General features: G+C 69.2%; 13 protein-coding genes. 5 read left to right on the forward strand and 8 right to left on the reverse strand.

Annotated features, from left to right (window positions below; all coding sequences use genetic code 11):
• Window positions 1-6: 6 nt before the first annotated feature.
• Both DS843_RS04390 and DS843_RS04395 read right to left on the reverse strand, forming a co-directional pair.
• Window positions 7-825, reverse strand: coding sequence for a DUF2243 domain-containing protein (locus tag DS843_RS04390; RefSeq protein ID WP_149467669.1), 819 nt, complete (start codon window positions 823-825; stop codon window positions 7-9).
• A 66-nt stretch (window positions 826-891) separates the two neighbouring features.
• Entirely contained in the window at window positions 892-2,694 is a 1,803-nt protein-coding gene (locus tag DS843_RS04395) for an ABC transporter transmembrane domain-containing protein (protein ID WP_286191926.1), read from the reverse strand.
• A 376-nt stretch (window positions 2,695-3,070) separates the two neighbouring features.
• Here DS843_RS04395 and rpmE point away from each other — a divergent pair, with 376 nt between their 5' ends.
• Window positions 3,071-3,295, forward strand: a complete 225-nt coding sequence (gene rpmE, locus DS843_RS04400; RefSeq protein ID WP_145626362.1) for a 50S ribosomal protein L31 — start codon at window positions 3,071-3,073, stop codon at window positions 3,293-3,295.
• 98 nt (window positions 3,296-3,393) lie between these two features.
• On the opposite strand, the gene DS843_RS04405 is transcribed toward rpmE, so the two are convergent.
• Complete coding sequence (locus DS843_RS04405) at window positions 3,394-3,801, reverse strand: DUF1465 family protein (protein WP_149467714.1); 408 nt, start codon at window positions 3,799-3,801, stop codon at window positions 3,394-3,396.
• A gap of 279 nt (window positions 3,802-4,080) precedes the next feature.
• Between DS843_RS04405 and DS843_RS04410 the strand changes: the two genes are divergently transcribed.
• Complete coding sequence (locus DS843_RS04410) at window positions 4,081-4,542, forward strand: Hsp20 family protein (RefSeq protein WP_149467671.1); 462 nt, start codon at window positions 4,081-4,083, stop codon at window positions 4,540-4,542.
• A gap of 84 nt (window positions 4,543-4,626) precedes the next feature.
• Here DS843_RS04410 and DS843_RS04415 read toward each other — a convergent pair whose 3' ends face one another.
• From DS843_RS04415 to DS843_RS04435, 5 genes are all read right to left on the reverse strand, one after another.
• A complete protein-coding gene (locus tag DS843_RS04415) occupies window positions 4,627-6,489 on the reverse strand; it encodes a sensor histidine kinase (protein WP_149467672.1) in 1,863 nt (620 codons plus the stop codon).
• 131 nt (window positions 6,490-6,620) lie between these two features.
• Window positions 6,621-7,418 carry an alpha/beta fold hydrolase gene (locus DS843_RS04420; protein WP_149467673.1) on the reverse strand — a complete coding sequence of 266 codons (798 nt, stop codon included), beginning with the start codon at window positions 7,416-7,418 and terminating at the stop codon, window positions 6,621-6,623.
• Between the two features lie 13 nt (window positions 7,419-7,431).
• Entirely contained in the window at window positions 7,432-8,742 is a 1,311-nt protein-coding gene (locus tag DS843_RS04425; protein ID WP_149467674.1) for an O-acetylhomoserine aminocarboxypropyltransferase, read from the reverse strand.
• A gap of 206 nt (window positions 8,743-8,948) precedes the next feature.
• Window positions 8,949-10,079: a carboxylate-amine ligase gene (locus DS843_RS04430; RefSeq protein ID WP_149467675.1), complete on the reverse strand. Its 1,131-nt coding sequence runs from the start codon at window positions 10,077-10,079 to the stop codon at window positions 8,949-8,951.
• Between the two features lie 6 nt (window positions 10,080-10,085).
• The gene (locus DS843_RS04435; protein ID WP_149467676.1) at window positions 10,086-10,970 is read right to left on the reverse strand and encodes an N-formylglutamate amidohydrolase; all 885 of its coding nucleotides are present in this window, start codon (window positions 10,968-10,970) and stop codon (window positions 10,086-10,088) included.
• A gap of 186 nt (window positions 10,971-11,156) precedes the next feature.
• Here DS843_RS04435 and DS843_RS04440 point away from each other — a divergent pair, with 186 nt between their 5' ends.
• The 3 genes from DS843_RS04440 to DS843_RS04450 all read left to right on the forward strand — a co-directional run bounded on the left by DS843_RS04440 (window position 11,157) and on the right by DS843_RS04450 (window position 13,685).
• Window positions 11,157-11,807, forward strand: coding sequence for a hypothetical protein (locus tag DS843_RS04440; protein ID WP_149467677.1), 651 nt, complete (start codon window positions 11,157-11,159; stop codon window positions 11,805-11,807).
• A gap of 109 nt (window positions 11,808-11,916) precedes the next feature.
• A complete protein-coding gene (locus DS843_RS04445; protein ID WP_149467678.1) occupies window positions 11,917-12,831 on the forward strand; it encodes a DMT family transporter in 915 nt (304 codons plus the stop codon).
• A 95-nt stretch (window positions 12,832-12,926) separates the two neighbouring features.
• Entirely contained in the window at window positions 12,927-13,685 is a 759-nt protein-coding gene (locus DS843_RS04450) for a FadR/GntR family transcriptional regulator (RefSeq protein ID WP_286191927.1), read from the forward strand.
• Window positions 13,686-13,700: the final 15 nt, after the last annotated feature.

The following is a 13,700-nucleotide window of genomic DNA, read 5'->3' on the forward strand; positions in this document are numbered from 1 at the left end:
GGCGTCTCAGGTCCGGAACCAGTCGAAGCAACCGGTCGGCAGCAGCCCATTGCTGACCAGAAGGGCACCATGCCGGTACAACGCCATGGGGTTGCCGCCCTCGCCCAGGTCGATGGCCCAGAGTTGGCCGGAGGGGTCCTGCCAGACGGTCCGCCCGTCCACCGCCGCGACGGCGGCGAACACGTCCGGCGGAGTCGTTCCCGGCTTGAACAGCACCATGACCGTGGTCACGCCGGGCGGCGGCAAGGCGGCGACCGGGCCGGCGACCAGGACCGCGAGCGTCAAGGCGACCGGCGCGGCGCGGCCAGTGCCGGAGCCCGCCCCTCCTCCGCCACGCCGCAGCCACCAGCCCGCCGCGACGAAGACGACGCCGAACAGGACGAACCACAGCAGGTCCCAGACCAGCGGGTTCGCCGCGTCCATGCGGATTCGGTGAATGCCCAGAATCCAGTGGGACAGGATGCCGTCCACGATGTGCCAGACGCCGAACCCGATCAGCGCGCTTGCGAACAGCCGGCGGTCCACCCCCGGTCCGGCGAAGGCGCGGCGGTTGCGCCACAGCAGCCAGAGACCGCCGCCCGCCACGATGTACATCATCAGGTGGAACAGGCCGTCCGCCAGGATCTGGACGCGGATGTCCTGCACGGCGGATGACTCGACCGCCGACAGCAGATGGTGCCATTGCAGCACCTGATGCAGGAGTATCCCATCGAAGAAGCCGCCAAGGCCGAAGCCCAGCAGATACCCCGCCCAGGGAAGCCCTGCCCAAGGAAGCTCAGCCGTGGTTGCCGCCGGTGAATGGAGGTGTGCCGAGTCTGTGGACATGGACGGACAACCGCCGCCCGCCGGGCCGAGTTCCGGAAAAGGAGCTCCGGAAAAGGCCGGAGCGGCCTATCCCCCGACCAGCCCCTTCTCCCCCGCCGCCTGATCGAACTGGAGAGCGGCGAGACGCGCGTAGAGGCCGCCCTCGCGGACCAGATCGGCGTGCCGCCCGGTGGCGACGACGCGCCCCTGCTCCATCACCACGATCCGGTCGGCGTTCAGGACGGTGGCCAGCCGGTGGGCGATGATGATGGTGGTGCGCCGGGTCATCAGCTTGTCCAGCGCGTCCTGCACCATGCGCTCGCTCTCCGCGTCGAGCGCGCTGGTCGCCTCGTCCAGCAGCAGCACCGGCGGATCGCGCAGGATGGCGCGCGCGATGGACAGGCGCTGGCGCTGCCCGCCGGACAGCCGCACGCCCTTCTCGCCCAGGAAGGTGCCCAGCCCCTCCGGCAGGGCTTCCAGGAATTCCAGCGCGTGGGCGGCCTCGGCGGCGGCCAGCACTTCCTCGTCGGTGGCGTCGGGGCGTCCGTAACGGATGTTCTCCCAGGCGTTGGCGGAGAAGACGACGGGGTCCTGCGACACGAGGCCCAGCCGCCGCCGCACCTCCACCGGATCGGCCTCGCGGATGTCCACGCCGTCCAGGGCCACCGTCCCGGCCTGCGGGTCGTAGAATCGCAGAAGAAGCTGGAACACCGTGGACTTGCCGGAGCCCGACGGGCCGACCAGGGCCACCGTTTCCCCCGGCTGGATGTCCAGCGAGAAATCCTTCAGCGCCGCCCAGTCCGGGCGCGACGGGTAGTGGAAGCGGACGTCGCGGAAGGACAGCGCCCCCTGCGGCGGCTCCGGCAGGGCGAGCGGGCTGGCCGGGGCGCGGATCTCCGATTCGGTGTCCAGCAGGTCGAACAGCCGCTCCGTCGCGCCCGCGGCGCGCTGGAGGTCGCCGGCCACCTCGCTGATCGCACCGACCGAGCCGGCCACGACCACCGAATAGATGACGAAGGCGGAAAGCTGCCCCACCGTCAGCCGCCCGGCCAGCACGTCGTGCCCGCCGATCCACAGGATGAGGCCGACCGAGCCGAAGACCAGCACGATGACGATCACGGTCATGATGGCCCGCACCGTCACCCGGCGCCGCGCGGTGGCGAAGGCGTCCTCCACCCGCGCGCCGAACAGGCTGCGGTCGATGGCCTCGTGCGTGTAGGCCTGCATGGTACGGATGGCGCCCAGAGTCTCCTCCACGAAGGAGCCCAGATCGGCGATCTTGTCCTGGCTGGCCCGCGACAGGGCGCGCACCCGCCGGCCCATGACGATGATCGGCAGGATGACCACGGGCACACCCAGGAAGACCAGCCCCGCCAGCTTCGGCGAGGTGACCAGCAGCATCACCGTGCCGCCCACGAACATCAGCAGATTGCGCAGCGCGATGGAGACGGAAGAGCCGACCACGCCCTGGAGCACTTCGGTGTCGGTGGTCAGGCGCGACAGGATCTCACCGGTCTTGGTGGTCTCGAAGAAGCCGGGGGAGAGCTTCACCACATGGCCGTAGACGGCGCGCCGGATGTCGGCCACCACCCGCTCGCCGATCCAGCTCACCAGATAGAAGCGCCCGAAGGTGGAGGCGGCCATCAGCACGATCACCGCCAGCAGGACCAGAAGCGCCCGGTCGAGCAGCGCCGAATCGCCCGCGACGAAGCCCTGGTCCACCAGGACCCGCATCCCCTGCCCCAGCCCCAGCACGGTCCCGGCGGCCACGGTCAGGGCCAGGACGGCACCGAGGATTTGCAGCCGGTAGGGCCACAGGAAGGGAAACAGCCGGCGCAGCGGCGACAGGTTGCGGCGGCGCGGCGCGGCGGAGGGCGTCCCTTCGGACACCGGTACGGACTTCGAAAAGTGACGGGACACCGGGGCTCCCCAGCGGCAGGACGGACGGCGGGACGACGTGCAGGCGATGCACGGGGGCAAAGCCGGCATATAGCGAGGCGGTTCCCCTCGAACAAGGCGCGGCTCGATTGCCGGTTGAACCACAGAGACACGGAGACACGGAGAACCGGCCTGTGGCGCCCCGGCTCGGAGGCTTGGCTTTCCGGCGCCCGAATCCTCTGTGCCTCCGTGTCTCTGTGGTGAATAATGCCGCGCTCTACCGGAACGGCGGCCATTCAGACCCGGGGGCTTTCCCGGCAAAGGAACGCGGTTGCATCATGCCGCCCGCTTTGCTATAGACCGCGCTCGCTTTGCAGGAACCCCGGCCATGAAGACTGATATCCATCCCGACTACCACGAGATCAACGTGGTGATGACCGACGGCAGCACGTTCAAGACCCGCTCCACGATGGGCAAGCCGGGCGATACGCTGCGCCTCGACATCGACCCGAAGTCGCACCCGGCTTGGACCGGCGTGCAGAAGCTGCTGGACACGGGCGGCCAGATCGCCAAGTTCAACAAGCGCTTCGCGAACTTCGGCCTGAAGAAGTAATCTTCTTCGTCCGCAAAACGAAAAGGGGCGTCCGGTTCGCCGGGCGCCCTTTTCGTGTTTGCGCGCTTTGCCGGAACCGCGTCAGCGCCGGAACCGCGTCAGCCAACCATCGCCACGGCGTCGCGGGCGCGCTCGTCCAGCCGGGCGACCCGCATGTAGAGCCGGTGGCTGCGCTCCAGAAGGCTGCGCAAACCTTCCGGCAGTTCCTCGTTGTCGGGACCGGAGGGATCGGTGCAGATCTCGCCGCCGGACAGGGCGAAATCGTCGCCCGCCGCCTGCTCGCGGGACATTTCCCCGGCATGGACGGCCTTCTGCGCCAGAAGCCAGGCCATGACCTGGGTCAGGCGGCTGGTCACCCGCATCGATTCGTACGAAATCTGAAGCCGGACATGCGGCGGCAGCGCGCGGTGGCTGACGGCATCATGATAGGCGATGTAATTGCGCGCCTCGATCAGCAGCGCCATCGTCTCGTCATAGGTACCGTTGAAGAAGGTCGGTGTTTCCATCACGGCCGCACCCCTCCCGCGGCCGGATGGCCCGATTCCGAGCCTCGCCGCAACTGATTAACAATCGGTGAGTGGATGTGGAGCCCCGCTTCCGGCCCGGTGGCGGGCGGTTGCGTGGTCCGGCGATTTTCGAAAAACGGCCTCTTGAACGGCCCGAACGCTCGCTTATCTGACGCGGTGAAGGCGGACGCCCAGTCGGGGTTCGCCGGAACCGCAAGCCGGGGGACTGACGATGATCGTGGTCCCCGACCGCTGTATCGCTCTTTCGGAGGATATGTCATGCGCTCCTACGACCTTTCGCCCCTGTTCCGTTCGACCGTCGGTTTCGACCGCCTCTCGCGTCTTCTGGAGAACGCGATGACCGGCGACGAGGCCGCCGCGTCCTACCCGCCCTACAACATCGAGAAGACGGGCGACGACGCCTACCGGATCACCATGGCCGTTGCCGGCTTCGGCCCGGAGGACCTGGAAATCACCGCCCAGCAGAACTCGCTGGTGGTCACAGGAAAAGCTAAGAAGGAACAGGAGACCGGCCAATTCCTCTACCGGGGTATTGCCGGTCGCGCTTTCGAGCGCCGCTTCCAGCTTGCCGACTTCATCAAGGTGGGCAATGCCAATCTGCTGAACGGGCTGCTCCACATCGATCTGGTGCGCGAGGTGCCGGAGACGATGAAGCCGCGGACCATTCAAATTGGCACCAGCAGCGCGCCGAAGCCCGCGCTGACTCAGCAGGCCGCGTAACGGCACCGCGCCGAAGACCGCGCCGGACCTTCGCACGGCGCCTCGGGAAACCGGGGCGCCGTTTCCGCGTCCGCACGGAACGGTTCATTCCAAGCCGGTCGCGATCCGCTCCGGCGGCAGGCTCACGGTCACCGTGGTCCCCTGCCCCGGCGCGCTGTCGATGCGCAGCGTGCCGCCATGCGCCTCGACCAGCCGTTTGGAGATGGACAGGCCGAGCCCCATCCCCTCGTAGCGCCGCGACATCGACTGATCCACCTGGACGAAGGGGGTCAGCGCCTTCGGTATGTCCTCTCCCGCGATCCCGATTCCGGCGTCCGCGACGGAAAGCTCGACGCCGCCATCCTTCCCGCGGCACGCGCGGATGGTTGCCGATTCGCCCGGACGGGAGAATTTGACCGCGTTCGACAGAAGGTTCACCAGGACCTGCCGCAGCCGCAGCGCGTCGCCCGACAGCGGCGGCAGGCCGTCCTCCATCTCGATATGGATGGGCACGCCGCGCTTGCCCGCCTGGATGGCGACGAGGTTCAGCGCCTCCCCCATCAGGTCGGACGGATCGACGATGCCTTCGCTCAGCCGCAGCCCGCCGGCCTCGATGGTCGTGATGTCCAGGATATCGTCTATGATTGCCAGCAGATGCTCGCCCGATTGGCGGATCGACCCGGCGTAATCGGTGTAGCGGTCCACCTCCCCGCCACCCAGCAGCCGCATCTCGATCACCTGGGCGAAGCCGATGACCGCGTTCAGCGGGGTCCGCAGTTCGTGGCTCATGACCTGGAGGAAGGTCGATTTGGCGCGGTCCGCCGACTCGGCGGCCTCCTTCGCCGCGATCAGGTCGCTCTCGGTCCGCTTGCGCGCGGTGATGTCGCGGATGATGCCGATGAAGACCCGGCGTCCGCCCGTCTCCACCGCGCTGACCGACAATTCGATGGGGAAGCGGGCGCCGTCACCCCCCCGCGCGCCCATGGCCTCGCGCACGGCCCCGGCACCGCGGGTCTCGCCTCCCGGCTGGTAGACGGCCAGCCCGCCGTCCTGCAACAGCCGCCCGATGTCCGGGATGAGCCGGTCGATCCGGCCCCACAGCATGTCCGCCGCCGGAACGCCGAACATCGCCTCCGCCGCCGGGTTGACGCTGTGGACGATGCCCTCCCCATCCATGGTGACGATGGCGTCGGCGGCGGCGTCCACGATGGCGTTGGTCCGCGCCTCCGCCACCAGCAGGGCGTCGGCGGTCCGCACATACTCGGTCATATCGGTCAGCGTGCCGACGCAACCCTGGACCCGCCCGTCCGGGTCGATCAGCGGCGATCCCTGGCACAGGGTAAAGGCAATCCCGCCGTCCGCCCCGCAGAAACGCAGGTTCAGCAGCACCGGCGTCCCCTCCGCCGTCGCCCGCGCCCATTCCGCCTCCAGCCGCGGGCGGTCGTCCGGATGCAGGGCACCGCGCCAACCATGGCCGGACAGCGCGTCGGGGGCCAGCCCGGCGATGGCGGCGAAACGGGGGTTGGCGAAGACGAGCCGGCCCTCCCGGTCCGTCTGGAAGATGCCGACGGGGGCGGACCGGGCCAGCGTCTGATACAGCGCGTCGCTCGCCCGCGCCCGCTGTTCGGCCTCCACCCGGTCGGTGACGTCGCGGGCGTTGATCGCAAAGCCCCGGATGTCCGGGTCGTCGAGCAGGCTCAGCGCCGTCACCTCCACATGGCGCCAGCCGCCCGCCGCATGACGCACCCGGCAGACGAAGGGTCCCATGGCGCCGGTGGGCGCACCGGCTTCGCGGTTCGTCAGGCGCCGGGCGGCGTCCTCCCGGTCGTCCGGATGAAGGCAATCCAGAGCGGGCGTGCCCCGCAGCGACTCCGGCGGCATCCCCAAGACGCGGAGCGAACCCGCTCCCACCTCGACGAACCGTCCGTCGCACGACACCAGGGCCACCACATCGCCCGAATTCGCCATCAGGGCGTGCACGCACCGTTCAAGACTTCGCACAATCCACCCTTCCGCATCGACGGCACGACACAGACCAGTAAGACGGCAATCCGTTAACGATTGATGACGCGGTTGTAATCGGGAAAGAAACAGTGACGTCAGAGCGCTGCGAATCGGGCGGCGAAAGCATCCGTGGTCGCGTCCGGCGCTTCCGTCATGACCATATGGCCTATGCCGGACAGAAGGATGACTTCCGATCCTCGGACCTTCGCGGCGAGCGCCTTGCCGGCCTTCGCCGGAGTCATGCGATCGACTCCGCCCAGAAGGAACAACGCCGGGCAGGACACCGCCGCCGCCGCCGCGCCGCCGCGCACATAGGCGTTGCAGGCGCCCAGATCGACGCCCAGCACGCCGGGCCGCGCCCGCTGCATCAGCCGCCGCCCGCCGGGAACCAGCGACAGGCCGGGAGCCGCCGCCCCGCCGACATGCCCGCGCGGCCCGTGGCCCCAGCCGACCACCAGCTCGATGGCGGACGGGTCGTTGAGCGCCGCCGCGGCCAGCAGGTCCGGATGCACCGGCATCGTCTCCGCGACGCCCAGCAGGGCCAGCGACTCGACGCGGCTCCCATGCCGCGCCGCGGTTTCCAGAGCCACCAGCGCGCCCATGGAATGGCCGGCGAGCGCGGCCTTCGCCACACCCGCCGCGTCCAGAAGCGCCGCGACCCAGTCCGCCAGTTCTTCGATGGAGGGAATCGGCGCGCCGCCGGAGCGGCCATGGCCCGGCAGATCCACCGCCAGCACCGACCGCCCGTGATGGGCGAGGTAGCGGCTTTGCAGGCTCCACACCGTGTGGTCCATACCGGCGCCGTGGATCAGCACCAGCGCCGGCCGCGCCGGGTCGAAGGGCCGCCCGCCCGTGTGGGCGTAGACGGTCTGGCCGTTGACGGTCAGTTCCATGGCTGCGTCCTCCTCACGCCTTGGTCGCGGCGCGCAGCGCCTGGCGCAGGTCGTCGATCAGATCGTCGCAATCCTCCAGCCCGATGGACAGGCGGATCATGTCCTCCCCCACCCCGGACGCGGCGAGCGCCTCGGCGTCGAGCTGGGCGTGGGTGGTGCTGGCCGGGTGGATGACCAGCGACTTTGCGTCGCCGACGTTGGCGAGGTGGGAGAACAGCGACAGCTTTTCGATGAAGCGCCGCCCGGCCGCCCGCCCGCCCTTGATGCCGAAGGAGATGATGGAGCCGGCGCCGTGCGGCAGAAGCCGGGCGCGCAGCCGGTGGTCGGGATGGTCGGCCAGTTCCGGATGGGTGACCCAGGCGACGCTGCCGTTCTCCGCATAGGCCTCCGATTCGAGGAAGCCCAGCACCTTGCGGGTGTTGTGGATGTGGCCCTTCATGCGCAGCGGCAGGGTTTCCACCCCCTGAAGGATCTGGAAGGCGTTCATCGGGCTCATGCAGGCGCCGAAGTCGCGCAGGCCCTCCGCGCGGGCGCGCATGACGAAGGCCGCCGGCCCGTACTCCTCCGCGAAGTCGATGCCGTGATAGCCGGCGTAGGGCTCCGTCAGTGTCGGGAACTTGCCCGACGCCTCCCAGTCGAAGGTGCCGCCGTCGATCACCACGCCGCCGATGGCGACACCGTGCCCGGCCAGCCATTTGGTGCAGGAATGCATGACCAGATCGGCGCCGAAGCTCAGCGGCTTGCACAGATAGGGCGTGACGAAGGTCGCGTCGACCAGCAGCGGCAGACCGGCCTCGTGCGCGATGGCCGACACCCGCGGGATGTCCAGCACCTCCAGCCCCGGATTGCCCAGCACCTCGCCGAAGATCAGCCGCGTCTCGGGCCGGATGGCCGCGCGGAAGCCGTCGATGTCGCGGGGGTTCACGAAGGTCGTGGTGATGCCGAATCGCGGCAGCGTGTAGGCCAGCAGGTTGCGGCTGCCGCCGTAGATCGAGGAGGAGGCGACGATGTGCCCGCCCGCGTCCATCAGCGTCATGATGGCGAGCGTCAGGGCCGCCTGACCGCTGGCCGTGCAGACCGCGCCGACGCCGCCGTCCAGAGCCGCCAGCCGCTCTTCCAGCACCGCCACCGTGGGGTTGGAGATGCGGGAATAGATGTGCCCCGGCCGTTCCAGGTTGAACAGCGAGGCCGCGTGGTCGGTGTCGTCGAAGACGTAGGACGTGGACTGGTAGATCGGCACCGCCCGCGCCCCGGTGGCCGGGTCGGGCCGCTGGCCGGCGTGGAGGCTCAGCGTGTCGAACTTCAGGAACTTGGCGTCCGCCATTCCCTTCCCCTCCCCTGCAAAAGGTAAGGGCCGCCCGTGGTGCGAGCGGCCCCCTGCTGTTTCGTTTTTATGCCTGCCCTGCTCAACTCGCCCTGCTCAACGTGGTGAGCTGATTTGCGGCGAGGGTATGGCTGGATGACGCAAAGGTCAAGTAGCGGCTTTCCGAAAGTTGCCCCGAAATTCGAACCACATGATTCCGAACGGCCCTACCCGATCCCCACCATCGTTTCCTCCACCAGCCAGTCCACCACCTGGGCCAGGGCTTCCCAGCCGGTGGCGCCCTGCTCCAGCGCCTCGCGGTAGATGGCGACCTGACGGTGGGCGCTGGTGCCGCGGCGGATGATGTCGCGGGCGTGGGCGACCTCCGCCACGCAGTCGAAGCGCTCCGCGTCCTCGCGGGTCAGCTCGATCAGCTCTTCCATCAGGTCGGTGTAGGGAACGATGGTGCCGCGCCCGAAATCGACCAGCCCGTCGTCCAGGCCATAGCGCTGGGCGCGCCAGCGGTTCTCTTCGATCAGCAGGTTCTTGTAGGGGCGCCAGGTGACGTTCCTCAGCCGCAGCCGCCACAGCATCCGCAGCAGGCAGCGGAACAGGGCCGCCACCGTCACCGCGTCGTCCAGCCGGGTGCAGACGTCGGTGATCCGCATCTCCAGGGTCGGGAAACGCTGCGACGGGCGGATGTCCCACCACAGCTTGCTCGCGTCCTCGATGATGCCGGCGTCGACCAGCACGTTCACCTGCTGCTGGTACTCACCGAAGCTCTGGAAGCCGTCGGGCATGCCGGTGCGCGGCAGCTCGTTCCACACTGCCAGACGGTAGGATTTCCGCTGCATGTCCTGCCCCCGCCAGAAGGGAGAGGAGGTGGACAGCGCCAGCAGATGCGGCAGGAAATAGCGGACCTGATTCATCAGGTCGATCCGCAGGTCGTCGTCCTCGATCCCGACATGGACGTGCATGCCGCAGATCATCAGACGCCGCGCCGGGGCGCCCAGATCGCGGGCCAGCATGTTGTAGCGGTCGCGGTTGGTGTGCTTCTGCGGCTCCCACGCGGCGAAGGGATGGGTGGAGGCCGCGATCGGGGCGAGGTTGTGGGCGCGCGCCACCCCGGCCACCGTCCGCCGCAGCCGGGCCAGTTCCGCCCGCGCCTCCTTCAGGGTGGAGCAGACCGGCGTGCCGACCTCGATCTGGCAGCGCAGGAATTCCGGGTGGATCTGGCCGGGCGCCTGCTCCTGGCAGGCGGCCAGCATCTCGTCCGGCGGGTTGCGCGCGATGTCCCGCGAAGCGCGGTCCACCAGCAGATACTCTTCCTCAAGCCCCAGCGTGAAGGCCGGCTCCATGAACGCTCACTCCCGCGGGAACAGTTTGACTTGGTAGAGACCGGGGTCGGCGAGGATCGGCTCCAGCGCGTCCCCCAGCACGTCGGCCCAAAGGGCCGCGCCCTCCGGCAGGGCGATCAGGTCCTGGCGCACCTCCACCAGCACGTTGGGCAGGCCGGCGGGTGTGGCGTGGGTTTCCACCGTGCCGCCCAGGGTCGTCCGGCCCGAATAGGGTTCGTTGTCGCCGACGCACCAGCGCCCATCGGCGCGCAGCCGCTCGATCATCGGGACCGGGATGCGCGGATCGTGATCCCATAGGATGCCGACGTGCCAGGGCCGGGCGACGCCACGCATGGACGGGGTGAAGCTGTGGATCGAGACGATGGCGGGCACCTGGCCGCGCCCGCGGCGCCGGGCGACCTCCGCGGCGATGGCCGACTGGTAGGGGGCGAAGATGGCCTCGACCCTGCGCTGCACCTCCGCCGCATCGAGCGCGCGGTTGCCGGGGATCACCACGTCGTCGCTGACCACCGGAATGGCGGTGGGATCGTCGAGCGCCCGATTCGGGTCGATGACCAGCCGCGAATAGCCGGACAGCACGGCCGTGGCCCCGAATCGCCCGGCCAGCCGGCGGGTCAGGGCCGCCGCCCCGATGTCCCAGGCAATGTGGCGGGACAACTGCGCGTCGTTCAGCCCCAGATCGCCGAGCGCCTTCGGAATCGCGCGGGCCGCGTGGTCGCAGACCAGGATCAGCGGGCGTTCGGAGTCGGGGTTGAGCACCGTGACCGGCGGCGGGTCGCCGGGTCCCAGCAGCGGTGCGGCGGGGGCGGCGCGCGGCGGAGTCGGCGACGTCACCGGCCGGGAATGCTCGGCGGGCTGCCGGGAACGCGATTCGGAGGATGGCTGGGTCATCGTCGAACACTATCGCAGGAGATGGGACGGTCCGGAAGCCGACAAAAAAGTGGTAGCCCGCGGGCGTGAAATGTTAAATCGGGTTGCAATCAGCCTTGGACCACGCCCCTGGCGAACGAGGTGATGTGGGTCTGAGGAGGGCTGAAAGCCGCTTCAGAGTCGCCGACCTTTCTGGCGAGTACGGCAATGACGAAGAATTTCTGGCTCCTGTTGTTCGCCCTGTTGCTCCCTCTGTCGGCCTGCGGTCCGATATACACCACGGAGTACTCGTTCGTTCCGCCCAAATCGGCGGAAGGCCGGATGTGCGTGCAGTCCTGCGGGCAGGGACGGGCCTATTGCCGCCATCTTTGCCAGATGGACAAGCACGCCTGCGTCCAGGACGCCCGCGACCGCGCGATGGACGACTACCGCGCCTATGTGCGGCGCCAGAACGCCGAGAAGAAGCCGATCAAGCGCAATCCCAGCGACTTCGACCGGAGCTACGCCTGCGGCACCAGCAGTTGCGAGAGCCGCTGCGAATCCGACCGCCGCGAATGCTACCGCGACTGCGGCGGGCAGGTGATCGCACGGGAGGTCTGCACCATGGGCTGCGACCAGATCCCGCCGCAACCCGCCGCCCTCCCCTACTCGCCGAAGCCCGCCAGGGTCGCCGCCCCGCACGCCCCGCTGTGCCAGACCGGCGAGGAGGTGGAGGTCCTCTACGAGGACGATTGGTACGAAGCCGTGGTCACCGGCCCGCTGCGTCCGGACGGCCGATGCCCGATCCATTACGAGGGCTATGATGAGGACGAGGACGAGGCGGTGTGGCCCAAGCGGCTGCGCCCGCGCCAGGATTGACCGTCCCCCGCGGTGCGTGAGGGCGTCCGTTCCCCGAGGGAGCCCGTGCAGGTGAGCCATGCGGCCGGCGGGCGTGGTGCCGCCAGGATACCGCCGCTATAAGGATCGCATGTCCGACGCCAGCAGCCTCACAACCGGAGCGCGCAGCGCCGCCACTGAGCGGGCCGCGCTCGCCGCCCTGCTCACCGGGGCGTTGGCTATCGCCTTCGCCCCGATCTTCGTCCGCCTTTCCGAGCTGGGGCCCAGCGCCACCGCCTTCTGGCGGCTGGGCTTCGCCATCCCCGCCCTGTGGCTGTGGATGGCGCTGGAGGCGAAGGGAACGAACCGTCCCCGCCGGCCCTCCTCCCTGTCCGACTATGCCCGCCTGACCGCCGCCGGCCTGTTCTTCGCAGGCGACCTCGCCATCTGGCACTGGTCGATCCGCTACACCTCCGTCGCCAATTCCACCCTGCTCGCCAATTTCGCGCCGATCTTCGTGACTCTGGTGTCGTGGCTGGTGTTCAAGGAGCGGTTCAGCCGCACCTTCCTGACGGGACTCGCGTTGGCGCTGTGCGGTGCGGTGGTGCTGATGGGGCAGAGCCTGAAGCTGAGCCCGGAGCATCTGTTCGGCGACGCCCTGGGCTTGCTGACCGCGGTCTTCTACGGCGGCTACATCCTCGCGGTGGGCCGCCTGCGGGCGGAGTTCTCCACGGCCACCATCATGACCTGGAGCGGGATCGTCACCGGACTGGCATTGCTGCCGATCGCCCTGCTGTCCGGGGAAAGCCTGATCGCCGGGTCGGCCGGCGGCTGGGCGGTGCTTCTGGGGCTGGCGCTGGTCAGCCACGCCGGTGGTCAGAGCCTGATCGCCTACGCCCTGGCCCATCTGCCCGCCGCCTTCTCCTCCGTCAGCCTGCTGCTCCAGCCGGCGGCGGCGGCGATTCTGGCTTGGGCGCTCCTCGCCGAACCGCTCGGCGCGCTACAAGCCGTCGGCGGTGCCGTGGTGCTGGCGGGCATCCTGATGGCGCGCCGCGGCAGCCGATGAGGCGGCCCATGCGCAGCCATCCGGATGCACATTGACGTGATTTGCCCGACTCGGGTACGACCTATGACCGACTGCTGATGAAAGGGCATGACACCGTGTCCGACACCGAAGAACCCCACCACGTACCGGCCTCCTCCCAGCGCATTTCCGAATGGGTGGCCGAACGGATTCTGGAACGCATCGCCCGTGGCGAGCTGGTTCCGGGGGAGCGCCTGCCCGGCGAGCGCCAGCTTGCCGAGCAGCTCCACGTCAGCCGCGTGTCGGTGCGCGCCGCCCTGCAGAAGCTGAAGACGCAGGGCTTCCTGACCGCCGTCCAGGGCGGCGGCACGCGGGTGGTGTCCTCCGCCGGCGCGATGGACGGTGCCTTGACCGAGATGGTCCGGGTCAAGCACGGCAATCTCTGCGATCTCGTGGAGATCCGGCAGGCGCTCGAAAGCTGGGCCGCCCGCCGCGCCACGGAGCGCGCGTCGCAAGAGCAGATCGACCACATCGGGCGGGTCCTCGCGGCGATGGGCGAGACGGGACGCGACGGCAAGCAGGCCGCGGACGACATGGACTTCCACCTCGCTGTCGCCCAGGCGGCGGGAAGCCCCGTCTATCTGCATCTGCTGGCGACGATCCGCGACATCCTCGGCCAGATGATGGAGTATCACCACACCGAGCCCTTCGCGCTGGGCAAGGAGGCGCTGATGATCGACCATCACCGCGCCATCTACGAGGCCATCAAGCGCCGCGACGCCGATGCCGCCGCCGCCGCCGCCGCCGATCACCTCGGCTGGGTGCTCGACCGCTACAACGACCTGAGCCGGAAGGCGGAGGACCTGTCCCGCCCCAACGCCGGAACCCCTCCGTAAAGACAGACGGCGCAC

The organism is Roseomonas genomospecies 6, from assembly GCF_008365375.1.
GTDB lineage: Bacteria > Pseudomonadota > Alphaproteobacteria > Azospirillales > Azospirillaceae > Azospirillum.

What these genes read in the sequence shown, in the direction of transcription:
- DS843_RS04430 (WP_149467675.1), bottom strand. Translation starts at nt 10,079, where the DNA reads ATGGAGCCGGCCTTCACGCTGGGGCTTGAGGAAGAGTATCTGCTGGTG.
- DS843_RS04425 (WP_149467674.1), bottom strand. Translation starts at nt 8,742, where the DNA reads ATGGCGGACGCCAAGTTCCTGAAGTTCGACACGCTGAGCCTCCACGCC.
- rpmE (WP_145626362.1), top strand. Translation starts at nt 3,071, where the DNA reads ATGAAGACTGATATCCATCCCGACTACCACGAGATCAACGTGGTGATG.
- DS843_RS04415 (WP_149467672.1), bottom strand. Translation starts at nt 6,489, where the DNA reads ATGGCGAATTCGGGCGATGTGGTGGCCCTGGTGTCGTGCGACGGACGG.
- DS843_RS04440 (WP_149467677.1), top strand. Translation starts at nt 11,157, where the DNA reads ATGACGAAGAATTTCTGGCTCCTGTTGTTCGCCCTGTTGCTCCCTCTG.
- DS843_RS04420 (WP_149467673.1), bottom strand. Translation starts at nt 7,418, where the DNA reads ATGGAACTGACCGTCAACGGCCAGACCGTCTACGCCCACACGGGCGGG.
- DS843_RS04445 (WP_149467678.1), top strand. Translation starts at nt 11,917, where the DNA reads ATGTCCGACGCCAGCAGCCTCACAACCGGAGCGCGCAGCGCCGCCACT.
- DS843_RS04405 (WP_149467714.1), bottom strand. Translation starts at nt 3,801, where the DNA reads ATGGAAACACCGACCTTCTTCAACGGTACCTATGACGAGACGATGGCG.
- DS843_RS04410 (WP_149467671.1), top strand. Translation starts at nt 4,081, where the DNA reads ATGCGCTCCTACGACCTTTCGCCCCTGTTCCGTTCGACCGTCGGTTTC.
- DS843_RS04390 (WP_149467669.1), bottom strand. Translation starts at nt 825, where the DNA reads ATGTCCACAGACTCGGCACACCTCCATTCACCGGCGGCAACCACGGCT.
- DS843_RS04435 (WP_149467676.1), bottom strand. Translation starts at nt 10,970, where the DNA reads ATGACCCAGCCATCCTCCGAATCGCGTTCCCGGCAGCCCGCCGAGCAT.